This window comes from Spiroplasma sp. hyd1 (assembly GCF_016082235.1).
GTDB lineage: Bacteria > Bacillota_I > Bacilli_A > Mycoplasmatales > Mycoplasmataceae > Spiroplasma > Spiroplasma poulsonii.
The window spans coordinates 1-14,271 of the sequence record NZ_JXYY01000004.1; the positions used below are offsets into that span (position 1 = coordinate 1).

Below are 14,271 nucleotides of genomic sequence, written 5' to 3' on the forward strand. Positions count from 1 at the left end.
TAAAAAAAAGCAAGTAAAAAAGAAAATAATAACATTATTATTTTTTCTATGTTATATTAATAATTAGGAAATTAATGAAAGGAAGAAAACAATGAGTAAAAATAATGTTTTACCAATTATAGTTGAAATTCCAAAAGGAAGTAGTAATAAATATGAATACGACCTTAAAACTGGTCGTATTATCTTAGATCGTATTTTATATGGTGCTAATTTTTATCCTGGTGAATATGGTTTTATTGAAAATACTTTAGATTGAGATGGTGATCCCCTAGATGTTATTTCACTAATTTCATATCCAACAATGCCCGGGTGTCAAATTAATGTTCGCGTTTTAGGAACAATTAATATGATTGATAATGGTGAAATTGATACTAAATTAATGGCAGTTGCTGCTGATGATCCTCGTTTTAATCATATTCAAAAATTAGAAGATGTTCCACAACATCTTCGTGATGAAATTGAAAACTTCTTCTTACAATATAAAGCATTGCAAAAAAAAGAAGTTAAAATTAACGGATGAAGTGGTTTAGACCAAGCTTTAAAAGAAATTAAAGAATGTCAAGAACGTTATATTGAATATAAAGACCTTTTAGAAACAAAAGGAAAAGATGCTGTAATGCAAATTTGAAAAGAAAAATGATTAGGACAAGCCTAATAAAAAAATACTATTGTTAACAATAGTATTTTTTTATTATTGGATTAGTCAGTTAACTTCTCTGAAATTATTGCTACAATTTCTTCTGGTGTTTTATCGTTTGCATCAATTACTAAAAAATTAAACTTATCTTTTACCCGTTCATATCATTCTTCATATTTACGGTTCAACAAAATTCAATAAGCATTGCCAACGTTTTGTTCACTAGCTCGCCCCCTTTTAATAATTCGTTCCATTGCTATTTCAGGATCAACTCGTAGATAAACCACTAATTCTGGTTTAATATTTTCATCTAAGTATAGACTTTGTAAAACAACAACATCATAAAATTCTTTATAAACTTTATAATCCGTATTATTCATGTATCCCAATTCATATAAAACATCAACAAAAATTGGATCTTCAAGGATGCTTCGATCAAAAATAATATTTGATGTTATTTTTGCTTGTTTTAATTGCTTACTTCGCGCCATTATCATATACACTTGCATTTTAAAAGCCATATCCTTAGGGTCGGCATAATATTGATCTAAATATGGATTTTCTTCAACTGGTTCATCCATCACCATATATTGATGTTTTTCTCCTAGCATTTTACTAACAGTTGATTTCCCAACTCCAACAACTCCAGCTAATGTAATTCGCATTGTGTTTTCTCTCCTTTATTTTGTTTTTAATTGTGATGCTATCCCAAAAAAACGTTTAATTTCCTTCGGCTTTAAAAAGCGCCACTCGCCTGGTTTTAAAGCTTCATCTAATTCTAAAAAACCAATTGCAATTCGTTTTAATTTAAGAACTTCATGGCCAACTGTTTGAATCATTTTTTTAACTTGATGTTTTCTTCCTTCATGAATTGTTAATAACAAAATAGAAACATCTTTATCTTCTTGGTATTTTACTAATTTTGCCTGTGCAGAACTTGTAACAATACCTGGTTCAATTTCTACCCCTGTTGCTAATTGGTGCAACTGGTGTTTTGCAAGACAACCAGAAACTAAAACATAATAGGTTTTATTAATAATATGACTTGGGTGTGTAATAATATTAGTAAATTCACCATCATTAGTCAATAGTAATAAACCACTCGTATCATAGTCTAAGCGACCAACTGGATAAATTCGTTGTGGAACACCTTTAACATAATTTAAAACCGTTTTACGGTGTTGGGGATCATGCATTGTTGAAACACAATTTCGTGGTTTATTTAACATTAAATAAACTTTTTCATTATTTTTATCAATAAGAAGTTTACTATCAATATAAATTTGATCATCCTTACCAACTTTTGTTCCTAACGTTGTCACAACAATATTGTTAACCTTTGCTCGTCCCTGAACAATTAACTCTTCTGCTTTACGCCGAGAACAATAACCCCGTGCAGCAATAACTTTTTGTAATCGCTCCATTATTTAAATAATTCCTGATTATTATCAACAGTTGCTTCTTTAATTTGTGGGAGATCTGCTAATGAAGTTAAATTAAAAACTTTTAAAAACTCATTTGTAATTTGATAAGTCATTGGTTTTCCAGGCAGTTCACTTTTCCCAGCTTCTTCAATTAACTCCCGTGCTCGTAATTTTTGAATTACATTGTCAGAATTAACTCCCCGTAATTCTTCAATTTCTGGCTTACTAATTGGACCCCGATAAGCAATAATTGCTAATGTTTCTAATGCTGCTTGTGATAACCGTGCTTCAATTTTATTGTTTGCTAATTTTAAATAGAAACTATAGTATTCTTTTTTGGTTGTTAACCGATATTTATCAGCAAATGTTGTAATTCTTAATCCCCGCATCTTATTTGTTTGATATTCTGTTTTTAAATTTAGTAACAATTCATTACTCTCTACTTCTGAAATTTCAAGAATATGGGCAATTTCTTTTAAACTAATTCCTTCATCACCACTAATAAATAGTAAACCCTCCAATAAGGCTATTTTTTCATCTAACTTCATTTAGTTTAATTCCCTTCTTTTTTCATATATTTTCGAATATAAATTGCTTCTAAATGTTGATATTGTTCAATCTCAATTTTCTGATGACGAGCTAAATCTAATAAAGCAATAAAACAAACAACAAAAACTTGTAATGATAGATCAAAATTACTTAATAAATCTTCTAATAATCACTCTTTGTCTTCATTTAATAAGAAAAACATAATTCGATCTGCCATTTCCTCTGGTGAAATTTCAGTAATAACAACATTTGATTCTAATGGTTTTGTTGCATTAATTCGTTCTAACATCTTTAAAAAACTATTTGTTAATTTATCAATATTAATTTTTGATGACAATGGTAATTCTTCTTCTCTAACGACATCACCCTTAATAATTGTTCGTGGTTTTGATAAATATTGAATTCCTTCTTGATGTTGGTCTTTAAAATATTGACTAACTTCCTTAATTTTTTTGTATTCTAACAAACGATTAATTAATTCATCACGTGAATCTTTTTCATAGTTATCGTCAATCTCAACTTCTTCTTTTGGCAAGACTAACTTTGTTTTTGTTTCAACTAAATAACTTGCCATAGTTAAATATTTTGATGCAATTTCAATGTTTAATTGTTCCATTTCCCGAATATAAGCTAAAAACTGATCAGTAATTTCTGTTAGTTTAATATCAAAAAGATCCATTTCCTTTTCCTTTACTAAGTGTAAAAGTAAATCTAATGGTCCTGAAAAATTATCAAGTTTTACTTCATAACGCGACAAATTTAGCATTCTCTTTCTCCTGTTTTTTATACTCTTAATTAATAATAACGATATTTTAAAAAAATTAAAGATGTTATAAGTAAAAAAGTGATTTTAAATGAATCACTTTTTTACTGAATTATTTCATAAATTAATTCTTGTTCACGTGGTTTTGTACTAGTAATTTTAAAAGTTTGTTTTACTCATTCATAAACTGGTTCAGTAACATAACGATTAGTATATAAAGTCATTACCACATCACCAACAGCAACTTTTTCACCTGTTTTTTTATTAAGATAAATTCCAGCATGATAATCAATCACTTCATCTTTTGTTGTTCGGCCTGCTCCCAAGCGAACAGCTAATAAGCCTAATTCATTTGTATCAGTAATTTCCATATATCCAGCTTGCTCTGCTTTAATTTCAATAATATTTTTTACCTTTAAAATATCTTTTAGCGGTAAATTATTATCAATAAAACTTAAATCGCCACCTTGAGCCTTGATAAAAGCACGGAAATAGCTTAAAGGTTCTTCCGTTTGCAATTTTTCTTGACAAGCAACAACAGCTGATGCTAAATCGGGAAATAAACCAGCTTGGAATAAACTTAACGCTGCTGATTCAGCCACAATATAGTTTAAATCATCTGGTCCTGTTCCTTTTAATGTTTGCAAAACTTCATAAATTTCAATTGCATTACCAATTGCACGTCCTAATGGTTGGGACATATTAGTAATTTCCGCCGCAATTTTCTTATTAAATTTAATTCCTAATTCAACCATAATTTGAGCTAATTTTCGTGCTTCTGAAATTGTTTTCATAAAAGCACCACTTCCGCACTTAACATCTAAAACAATGCCATCACTTCCTGTTGCAATTTTTTTACACATAATACTGGCAGCAACTAATGGTAAAGAATCAACAGTTGCTGTTACATCTCGTAACGCATAGATTTTCTTATCAGCTGGAACAATATTATTCGATTGTGACATAATTGATAAATTTGTTTGATTAATAATTTTAACAAATTCAGAAAAGGGAATTTCAACTTTAAATCCAGGAATGCTCTCTAATTTATCAATTGTACCACCCGTTTGCCCTAAACCACGGCCAGACATTTTTGCAACTTTCAAACCAAAAGCAGCAACTAATGGTGCATAAATTAAACTAACCTTATCCCCAATTCCGCCAGAAGAATGTTTATCAACTTTAAATCCGGGAATTGATGATAAATCATAAATTTCACCTGAATTAATCATCGCTTCGGTTAAAAATGAAATTTCAGAAATAGACATTGATTGAAAATAAATTGCCATTAAAAAGGCTGACATTTGATAATCGGGAATTAACCCCGTTGTGTAACCTTCCACAATAAAATTAATTTCTTCACGAGTTAATTCTTGACCATATTTCTTTTTATCAATTAAAGCTAAAATATTCATAGTTACTAGTTCCTTTTACGTTATGTGTTTTTTTTCTTTAATGAAGCTTTATTTAATTATTGAACTATATTCTAAATAAGCTTTTTTGTGATCGACATCACGGTATTGTTCGATTCCCTTTTGAATAATTTGTTTAACATTATTCGCTATTAACTCTGTTGGTTTTGTCATAAAGGTATCTGGTTTAATTGGTTTATGGAAAACAATATGAACATATTTTTTTCCCTTTTTTTTATATTCCTTATTAAAGATTGGATAAGAATTAATTATTGAAACTGGAATAATTGGCGCATGTGCTTTCTGAGCAATTTTAAAACTACCGGCATGAAATTCCCCCATTTCTTGATTACAACTACGAGTTCCTTCCGGAAAAACAACCATTGTTCTTGGCACTCGAATTAAATCATTAGCTTCTTTCATTAACTCTAAAGCTTGACGAGGATTATCACGGTCTAAAAATAAAACATCAATTAATGTTAAAAAGTTTTTAAATGTTTTATCATTTGCTAATTCTTTTTTAGCAATAAAAGCACACGGTGCTGTTTTGTTAAAATCATTTAAAACAAATAATAAAGCTGGATCAACATTTGATTGATGATTAGCCACCATTAAGCAACCTTTATCAACTCAATTGTCACGATCATGAACAATTATTTTAACATCATACACCCACAACATATAACGTGTCCGTTTTTGCAATCAATGGTAACGATATTCTTCAAAAATAATATTGGGATCACGCTTAATTTTTTTACTAATACTTTTTGCCTTCGTAATTGTTCGTAAAAACCGTGGCCATGTAAGGATAATTTTTCAAATATTTAACATACTAACTTTGTTCCTTTCTCTTATAATATTTTATTACAAATTGCTCTGATTCAACGGTTTTAATTAAAATAAATTGTGCTAAATCAAATGTTGAAAAATAAGTGTCTCCTTCATATTTGACTTTAATATAACTAATAATTAATTCATCAGCATACGGTAAGGTTGCTTCATAAATTTTTTTCCCACCACAAATGTAAATATCATCTGTTGGATTGTACTGATAAATATTGATAATATCATTCAAATTTGTTACTACTTTAACATCAGGATGATTAATAACATAATTTTGATTAGTTGTTAAAACTAATGTTTTTCGATTTGGTAATGGTCCACCAATTCCTTCGTAAGTTAAACGACCAAGCAATATTGTTTGCCCAACTGTTGTTCTTTTAAAATGTTGTAACTCTTCTTTTAAATGTCATGGTAAATGATTATTTTTTCCAATTAAATTATTTTCATCCATTGCTCATAATAACTTAATCATTAAACAGCAACAACTCCTTTAATTAATGAATCTGGATTATAATTTTCAAGGGTAATATCTTCATAACCAAAATCAAATAAAGAATTAATTGTTGGGTTTAATTTCAATGTCGGTAATTTGTGTGGTGTTCTTGTTAACTGCACATTAATTTGCGAAAGATGATTTTTGTAAATATGGCAATCTCCCAACGTATAAACAAAATCACCAATTTCTAATCCTGAAACTTGTGCAATTAAATGCGTTAACAATGAATAACTTGCAATATTAAAAGGAACACCTAAAAACACATCAGCACTACGTTGATATAATTGACAACTTAATTTATTATCTTTTGAAACATAAAATTGCATTAAAGTATGACATGGCGGTAACGCCATTTCCTCAACCTCGGCTGGATTTCAAGCACTAATAATATGGCGACGTGAATATGGATTTGTTTTTAAATTATCTAGCAAAGTCACTAACTGATCAACACCATTAAAGTTTCGTCATTGTTTTCCATATACCGGTCCTAAATCACCAAAAGCAGTTGCAAAAGCAGCATCGGTTTTAATCTTTTCCACAAATTCAGGTAATGACTCATTCTGATATTGTGATGATGCTTTATATTTTTCATATGGTCACTCATTTCAAATTCGAACATTGTTATCAACTAAATACTTAATATTCGTATCACCTTTAATAAACCATAATAATTCATAGACAACTGATTTAAAATGAACCTTTTTTGTTGTTAATAACGGAAAACCTTTTTGTAAATTAAAACGCATTTGATAACCAAAATAAGAAATTGTACCAGTATTTGTTCGATCATCTTTGTCTTGACCGTGATCTAAAATAAACCGTGCCATCTTAAGATATTGTTCCATTAATTTTCACCTTGTTTTCTATTTTTCCATACTTAAATCTTACCTTATTTCAAAATAAAATCATCAGAAAAAATAAAAAAAATATTAACAATATTATTTTTTTATGTTATCATATGAATAATCATAAGAAGTGAATAGCAATGAATAAATTTTTAAAACATATCATTAAAAAAATTAAGTTTTCATTAAGTTTATTTATTCCTGGAACTTTTAATCCTCTTCGTAGTAAATATGAAAATGAAACAGAATTTGATTATGCTTATATTTTAACTAATTCAATTCATCAAGAAAATGTTATTAATGAAACAGAAGTTACTTTAATCAACGAAGAAAATAATTGCCAATATAATAAACAAATTATTCGCAAAATTAATCGGTTTTCAAAACCAAATCAAAATGTTCTATTAGTATGCTTAGGTTTTGTCGTTTGATTTTTTAAATTTAAAAAGAGTACTTTACCACCACAAGTATGATAAAATAATACAAGCAAAATAAATTAACGACCTAAAATATATAACAAAATAATTTTTTCAAATATAACCTTTCAAATTTAAATANTAGACTTCTTGCGATACCCTTTTTTATTAAAATATTATTATAAAATATAATTTATGAGGACATAAAAATATGAACAATAATAAATTTAATACTCTTAATGATAGAGAATGGTTAAGATTAACAGGAATAAAAAAATCCACTTTTAATAAAATGTTAGATATTTTAAAAGTTGCTGAAATAGAAAAATTTAAAAAAGGTGGTAAAACTAATAAATTATCATTAGAAAATAGATTATTGATGACTTTATTATATTGACGAGAATATCAGACTTATTTTCATCTTGGTAAAAGTTTTGATATTAGTGAGGCTAATTGTTATCGTAATATTAAGTGAATTGAAGATATTTTAATTAAAAACTCTGATTTTCAACAACTTGCTGGTAAAAAAGCACTAATAAATGATTATTTTAATGATAAAACTATTATTATTGATGCTACCGAAACTCCAATCCAACGCCCAAAAAAAGACAAAAACAATCTTATTCTGGTAAAAAGAAAAAACACACGATCAAAACACAAGTAATTATCGAACAAGAAACCAAAAAAATTATTGCAACAAGTTTTTCGCTCGGAAAAAAACATGATTATGCTTTATTTAAAGAATCAAAAATCCCAATTTTAAAAAATACCAAATTAATAGTTGATAGTGGTTATCAAGGAATACAAAAAAATCACAATAATGTTCTAATACCTACAAAGAAAACAAAGAAAAACCCTTTAAACAAAGAACAAAAGCAATATAATAGACTAGTTTCAAAAATGAGAATTATTATTGAAAATATTTTTGCTATTCTTAAAAAATTTAAAATTATTACAGAAAAATATCGTAATCGAAGAAAAAGATTTGGTTTAAGATTTAATTTAATTGCCTCAATTTATAATTTACAATTATTATATTTAACATAAAATATTTATTTAAAATTAAATAATTTAAATAATAAATTAATTTTTCGTTGTGGAAAAATATTAAATTTTTAAATAAAAAACATAATTAATTAAAATTATATTTTTCTATTAGTATCTTTTTTACAAATATTTGCAATTTTTTAACAAGTAATGCAAGAAGTTTACTGTATAAGAAGTCTAGATTTAACCCTTATCTAGACTTTTTTTATTAATAATAAAAAAAAATAAAAACAAGGAATGATTCCTTGTTTTTATTTTTTTAAAAATCAGGGGTCAAACGGAACATCAAGACCAAATCAACCATTAATTAAATCATGAACTGCTTGTAAGTTAAAGTACAACATAACAATCACTACTACTGCAACAATTAAGACCGCCAAGATAACAATTAATACGATTGCTCATATTGGTAATCTTTGTTTTTCTGAATCTTCGTCATAGCCCTCAAGGTTTGCATTATTCACTCTTTGATTAAGATTATTACCTTGTGCAAATGGCATTTTAACTGGTTCCATTTGTCCCAAGCCTGCACCATTTGGATTAAATTCTGAAGTTGAATTAAAATCACTTGGAGTGTTAAAACTAGGAGCAGCATTAAAGTCTGGTGTTGGTCCAAAACTTGGCCCTTGATCATTAAAGTTATTTGCTGGACCAAAATTTGGATTTAGTTGTCCAAAATTACTTCCCGTATTAAAATCTGAATCAAAATCATTACCACCTGAATTAGGATTTGAAAATGGAGCAATATCATCATCAAAATCATCATTAAAGTCACCAAAATCACCATCATCTTTATGTTGATGTTTCATTAAATCTGGATTCATAATTGCAAAATGACTACCATCATCATGTGCTTGTTTTTCTTGTCCTGAATGGTTAGCTTCTTGAGGTGTTTGTTGTGGCATCGGTTGATATTGTTGTGTTAAATCTGGTCCTGCCAACGGCGGATATCCCATCATCATTCCTGGAAATTGTGGATATCCCATCATCATTCCTGGAAATTGTGGATATCCCATCATCATTCCTGGAAATTGTGGATATCCCATCATCATTCCTGGAAATTGTGGCATCATCCCATACTGATTCATTCCCATATTAGGCGCGTTATTTACAACTGGTATTAGATATGGTTGATATATAATTGGTTGATAAATTGGTTTGTTGTATTGTGCTTGTAATGTTGTTCCATTAATTCCTAATGCTTGTGAAATATATGATGGATTAAAAGCCGGATTGGGTCCTGCTTTAAAACCATCCTTGTCTAACGGAACCTTAATTGGCTTTGACAATGGTGTTAACGGAGGATTTTGATTAAATAAACTACCACTACCTGTAGTATTGTTAGGATTAAAAGAAATCGAACTATTGTCTATTCCTTCGGTAGTTTTTACTCCACTATTATTCATGTGATACCCCCCACTTTAATATGCCATTTTGTTTGATAAGTATATTATACTATAAAATTGTAAAAAAATAAATAAAATTATTGTCAAAAATAAAAGAAAAGTATATAATTATTGTATTTTATTTTTATTATGGCGGGTTTTAATACGTAAATACTCTTGATCCATTTTACTTACTTCATTAAAAATACTATGACGGTGTTTATATCAGAATGAATATAGAATAATACCCACAATAATTCCCGAAATTAAGTCATTAAAACCTATCATAATGAAATAATAAATGTTATTTTTTGGTGTTCCATCTGATAAACCACGAACAATAAAGGCTCCCGCTAACATCAAGACTGGTAATACAATAAGTGTTCGAAATGAAGAACACAACGCTGCCTTTCGGACATTATTCATCCCCTGAAATAGCGTAACACCCATAAAAGAAATCGCCGCACACGGGTAACTCATTAGCATTAAGACTGATGTTCACCGATATTGATCAACTAATGATGATGGAAAAGCAAAAGTCATTAATAATTGTGGACCAAGACCAATAAATAATAAGAGGACAAAAAATAATCAACTTCCAATAATAATTAAGCCATATCAGCAAGTTTGATACATCCGTAAATATTTTTTTGCCCCATAATTATATCCAATAATCGATTTAATTCCTTGTGCAAACCCTAACGCAATTGCGGTAAAAAAGACAACTCAAGGTGTCATTGCACTATTAAATAATTGAAACGCTGATAAACCACTTCTTTGTTTTTCATCAAATTGACCTGGCAAATATGACATAATTGTTGATGATAAAATGGAAACTAAAACAATTCCTAAATTATTAAGAAATGATGAAAATCCTAATCGAAAAATTTCTTTTACAGTTGATTTACGAAAATAAAATAAATCTTTTCAATGAAATCGTAAGTATGAATCTTTGTTACGATAAATGCAAATTAATGAAACAACAATAATAAAAACTCATGAGATAATAGTACCAAACATTGTTCCTTCTAATAACAAATTAGCATACTTAACTAATATGATTGAAAAACAAACATTAACTAAAATTGATCCAACCATAATATAAACTACAATCCGCCCTTTTCCATCAGTACGTAATAACGTTAATAATAAGTAACTAATAAACATTAACGGACTCGCCAACAACATTGGAAAAACATAACGCCAAGTTAAATCTTTTGTAATTCATGACCCTTTTTTACTTAACTGAATAAAAATCATAATATTATCTCATTTAGGAAAAATTAAACAAAAAACAAAAAAAGCCGCAACAATTGAAAATAAAATTGTAATTGTTAGGGCATTCCCAGCTAAGGATTGTGTTTGTTGTTTATTATTTTGTCCATATTTAATCGCAAAAGTAATTGAAGTCCCAATTGCAATTAAAACAGCAAATGCTAAAAGAAGGTTGTAAATTTGACCTGAAAAATGAGTTGCTAAATTAACAAAGATTTTTGCTCCTTGATAACTTAAAACACCATTATTGTTATTAATATTTTCTCGATATCAATCTAAGTATGGTTGATAATGATAAACATTGGGAGTTACAAATGTTAAAGCAATTAGTTTGTCCAAAATCGGATAGGAAGCTGAAATTGCCATCACAAAAACAGTTGGTAATGAAAAAACAAAAATTATTTTTCATAAATTATCATAACGCAACTTAATCTCAGTTTTTGAAAAAACACTTTTGTGCACTAACAGTCCGTCCCTTCTGTAAATCCCTTTCTTATTAATTTTATCGTATTTTCAAAAACATTACTAGAATAAAAAGTAATATTGCATTATTTTTTATTTAATATCACTTTCCAATGAAATTGCATCAACAACATTAGCTTGTAAATTATTACGGTTTTGTTGCTCAAAATCATCTGGATGATCAATTAATTTCGCTTTATTTTTTCGTCAAGTTGAAATTAACATTGGACCAATAATGAAGGCACAAATTAAATCATTTAAGCCAATCAAAATAAAGTAATCAATATTATTGTCAGTTAATAAACTAACTCCATAACCAATGAATGATAATGGGATCATTACAATTAAAGAACGAAGCATTGAACATATTAGCGTTTGGGTTGATTTTCCAATTGCTGAATATAGTGCCATTGAAGTATAAGTTACTGATGCAAAAATATAAGTTGAAAATGCTAAAACAGTGTATCAACGATAGTGACCAACGAGTTCTTGCGGAAAGTTATAAATTAACATCATCTTATCCGCAAATGCTAAAATTAGCAGAAAAACAAATGTAAATCATGCTACCTCTAAAATTGCAACTCGAAAAATAATTCGTTCAATTCGTTTATATTTTTTCGCTCCAAAAGCATAAGCACAAATCGCAGTTGCTCCTTGTGCTAAACCTACACCAGCAGAAGTAAAAATGACAATAAACGGGGAAACGGTAGAATAAACTAACTGACAAATATAAATTCCAACCGAAGTTGTTAATACTTTTTGACCATTAACAGTAATTAAGACATCATCTTGACCTGGCAAATGGACAACTAAAATTGTTGAAATTAAAACTTGAATTGCCATTGCAAAATTAAAAAAAAAGGCTCCAATTCCAATTGGAAATGATCGTTTGATAATTTCTCGTGATCATATCATTTCCCTTCAATTAAATTTACAATATGAATTTTTTGAAAAAATAATAACACAAGCAGAAAACACAATGTTAAAAATTCAAGCCATCATACTTCCCATCATTACTCCCGACATTTGCAAATGTGCTAATTTTGCAAAAATAAACGAAAATAAAACATTAACTGGGATTGAAATAATTTGCATTATTAAAACAATAAATACTTTCCCTTCTGTTCGTAGAAAAGTTGGTAACGCAAACGATAAAAACAATAGTGGTGCACAAAAAATAAACACGCGGGAATATTCTCACGATAAAGTAATATAACGACTTTGCGCCAGTCCTGACATTCCACCATTCATTTGAGCTTTGACCAATAATGCTCCAAAATGTTCATTCATTAAAAAGAATAAGACTATGGCAACCAGAATTGATAAAACAATTTGTAAGCCAACCATGTTCCCAACAATTCGTCGCATTTGTGCAATATTACGCCGTCCATATTCCATTGAAAAAACAATTGATGCTCCAACACCAAATAATGATGCAAAGGCAAATAACGTATAAAATGCCGTCATTGTATAACCGGTTGTAATATTTACTAAATTATTTGCGGTATGTTCATCAATAATAAATCGTTTCATAATATCTACACTTGTAAAACTCTGGGCCATATTTTTATCAATAATATTATATAACCCTTGAATAACCATAATTAACACCATTGGACCACAAAAATACCAAATTGCAGATCACGGTTTAGCATAACGCAACTTATGTTCGCGTTTTGTCATTATTAATTTTTCTTCCATTATGTTTCCTCATTATTCTTTCTATGTTTATAAACAAAATCTAATTTAATTAGCAATAATAAATTAGATTCTAGTAAGCGGACCATTCATTTGTTGTTAAAACTATTATTTATTATCCTTGTTAATTATAATAACTAATTAGTTACAATACGGCGGATAAAACAGTTTTAATGTGTTCAACTGGGGCTACTTTTCGTCATACTTCAATAATTTCAAAATCATTATTTAATAAAAAAGTACTACGTTCAATTCCCATATAAACATTATTAAACATTTTCTTTTGTTTTAACACATCAAACATTTTACATAATCTTTCATCAACATCACAAAGCATTGGAAATTCAACAGCATGATCTTGTTGAAATTTAGTTTGTTTTTTTAAATTATCTCTACTAATACCAATAACATTATAACCTGCCGTTAAAAATTTTTGATAATAACGATTATAAGCAACCGTTTCTAGCGTGCAACCTGCTGTTGCTGCCTTTGGAAAAAAATAAAAAATATAACCCTTTTCTTTTTGAAAATCAGAAATTAGATGTTCTTCTCCATCAGTAAATAAAAATTTTTCTTGCTTTAAATTCATCTGAAATGCTCTCCCCCGCTATTGCAATAATAGAAAAGACAATAATAATTGATTACTGTCTTTTAAAAAGTTTTATTAAATACTTTGTTACTTCTAATTTATTTTTTAAAATATTAAATGATAGTTTTAAATCTAAAAATATTAAATATAATGAAATTTCAGTAATATCAAACTTATATTCTAATTCACAGATCTCTTTTTCAATATTTTTTATTTGGTCGGTAATATTTTCATAATCATCAACAACGGTGCTATTATTTAAACTTGCTCGTTCTTGCAATTCACTAAGATCTAAATTGACATCCTGAACTGTTAACATTAGTTCATTTAACGATTGTTCAATTTTTTCTTCGCGTAAGGACATTTGTTCCTCTTTTTGTTCCATATTATTTTCCCCCTACTTTACAAATATAATATATCATAAAATAAG

General features: G+C 28.3%; 16 protein-coding genes. 3 read left to right on the forward strand and 13 right to left on the reverse strand.

All coding sequences use genetic code 4. The annotated features are described in order from the left end of the window. Positions 1 to 91: 91 nt before the first annotated feature. Entirely contained in the window at positions 92 to 655 is a 564-nt protein-coding gene (locus TS70_RS00985) for an inorganic diphosphatase (RefSeq protein ID WP_198049145.1), read from the forward strand. Between the two features lie 44 nt (positions 656 to 699). Here the strand turns inward: TS70_RS00985 and TS70_RS00990 are convergent, their stop codons facing one another. From TS70_RS00990 to thyA, 8 genes are all read right to left on the reverse strand, one after another. Further along, the gene (locus TS70_RS00990) at positions 700 to 1,302 is read right to left on the reverse strand and encodes a deoxynucleoside kinase (protein WP_040093117.1); all 603 of its coding nucleotides are present in this window, start codon (positions 1,300 to 1,302) and stop codon (positions 700 to 702) included. Between the two features lie 15 nt (positions 1,303 to 1,317). Next, complete coding sequence (locus TS70_RS00995) at positions 1,318 to 2,061, reverse strand: pseudouridine synthase (RefSeq protein WP_198049146.1); 744 nt, start codon at positions 2,059 to 2,061, stop codon at positions 1,318 to 1,320. Continuing rightward, positions 2,061 to 2,609: an SMC-Scp complex subunit ScpB gene (gene scpB, locus TS70_RS01000; protein ID WP_040093114.1), complete on the reverse strand. Its 549-nt coding sequence runs from the start codon at positions 2,607 to 2,609 to the stop codon at positions 2,061 to 2,063. Before scpB ends, TS70_RS00995 begins: the two co-directional genes overlap by 1 nt. A 5-nt stretch (positions 2,610 to 2,614) precedes the next feature. Then, the gene (locus tag TS70_RS01005; RefSeq protein WP_198049147.1) at positions 2,615 to 3,376 is read right to left on the reverse strand and encodes a segregation/condensation protein A; all 762 of its coding nucleotides are present in this window, start codon (positions 3,374 to 3,376) and stop codon (positions 2,615 to 2,617) included. A gap of 101 nt (positions 3,377 to 3,477) precedes the next feature. Beyond that, on the reverse strand, positions 3,478 to 4,788 hold the full coding sequence (locus tag TS70_RS01010) for a thymidine phosphorylase (protein ID WP_198049148.1): 1,311 nt from the start codon (positions 4,786 to 4,788) through the stop codon (positions 3,478 to 3,480). Between the two features lie 48 nt (positions 4,789 to 4,836). After that, the gene (locus TS70_RS01015; protein ID WP_040093110.1) at positions 4,837 to 5,616 is read right to left on the reverse strand and encodes a lysophospholipid acyltransferase family protein; all 780 of its coding nucleotides are present in this window, start codon (positions 5,614 to 5,616) and stop codon (positions 4,837 to 4,839) included. Position 5,617: 1 nt separating this feature from the next. Then, the gene (locus TS70_RS01020) at positions 5,618 to 6,100 is read right to left on the reverse strand and encodes a dihydrofolate reductase (RefSeq protein ID WP_040093109.1); all 483 of its coding nucleotides are present in this window, start codon (positions 6,098 to 6,100) and stop codon (positions 5,618 to 5,620) included. Then, positions 6,100 to 6,969 carry a thymidylate synthase gene (gene thyA, locus TS70_RS01025; RefSeq protein WP_198049149.1) on the reverse strand — a complete coding sequence of 290 codons (870 nt, stop codon included), beginning with the start codon at positions 6,967 to 6,969 and terminating at the stop codon, positions 6,100 to 6,102. Before thyA ends, TS70_RS01020 begins: the two co-directional genes overlap by 1 nt. 140 nt (positions 6,970 to 7,109) lie before the next feature. Here thyA and TS70_RS01030 point away from each other — a divergent pair, with 140 nt between their 5' ends. Next, the gene (locus TS70_RS01030) at positions 7,110 to 7,445 is read left to right on the forward strand and encodes a hypothetical protein (protein ID WP_127092696.1); all 336 of its coding nucleotides are present in this window, start codon (positions 7,110 to 7,112) and stop codon (positions 7,443 to 7,445) included. A gap of 151 nt (positions 7,446 to 7,596) precedes the next feature. Beyond that, positions 7,597 to 8,432, forward strand: a protein-coding gene (locus TS70_RS01035; protein ID WP_105628856.1) for an IS5 family transposase whose coding sequence is annotated in 2 segments (ribosomal slippage) — positions 7,597 to 7,993 and positions 7,993 to 8,432 — 837 coding nt in all. Because the reading frame shifts where the segments join, the coding sequence is not laid out codon by codon here. Positions 8,433 to 8,683: 251 nt separating this feature from the next. On the opposite strand, the gene TS70_RS01040 is transcribed toward TS70_RS01035, so the two are convergent. From TS70_RS01040 to TS70_RS01060, 5 genes are all read right to left on the reverse strand, one after another. Next, positions 8,684 to 9,838 carry a hypothetical protein gene (locus TS70_RS01040; protein WP_198049150.1) on the reverse strand — a complete coding sequence of 385 codons (1,155 nt, stop codon included), beginning with the start codon at positions 9,836 to 9,838 and terminating at the stop codon, positions 8,684 to 8,686. 108 nt (positions 9,839 to 9,946) lie between these two features. Next, positions 9,947 to 11,554 carry an MATE family efflux transporter gene (locus tag TS70_RS08295; RefSeq protein ID WP_198049151.1) on the reverse strand — a complete coding sequence of 536 codons (1,608 nt, stop codon included), beginning with the start codon at positions 11,552 to 11,554 and terminating at the stop codon, positions 9,947 to 9,949. 93 nt (positions 11,555 to 11,647) lie between these two features. Next, complete coding sequence (locus TS70_RS08300) at positions 11,648 to 13,255, reverse strand: MATE family efflux transporter (RefSeq protein WP_198049152.1); 1,608 nt, start codon at positions 13,253 to 13,255, stop codon at positions 11,648 to 11,650. A 142-nt stretch (positions 13,256 to 13,397) separates the two neighbouring features. Then, positions 13,398 to 13,841, reverse strand: coding sequence for a peroxiredoxin (locus TS70_RS01055; protein WP_198049153.1), 444 nt, complete (start codon positions 13,839 to 13,841; stop codon positions 13,398 to 13,400). Positions 13,842 to 13,893: 52 nt separating this feature from the next. Then, entirely contained in the window at positions 13,894 to 14,226 is a 333-nt protein-coding gene (locus TS70_RS01060) for a hypothetical protein (RefSeq protein ID WP_198049154.1), read from the reverse strand. Between the last annotated feature and the right edge of the window lie 45 nt (positions 14,227 to 14,271).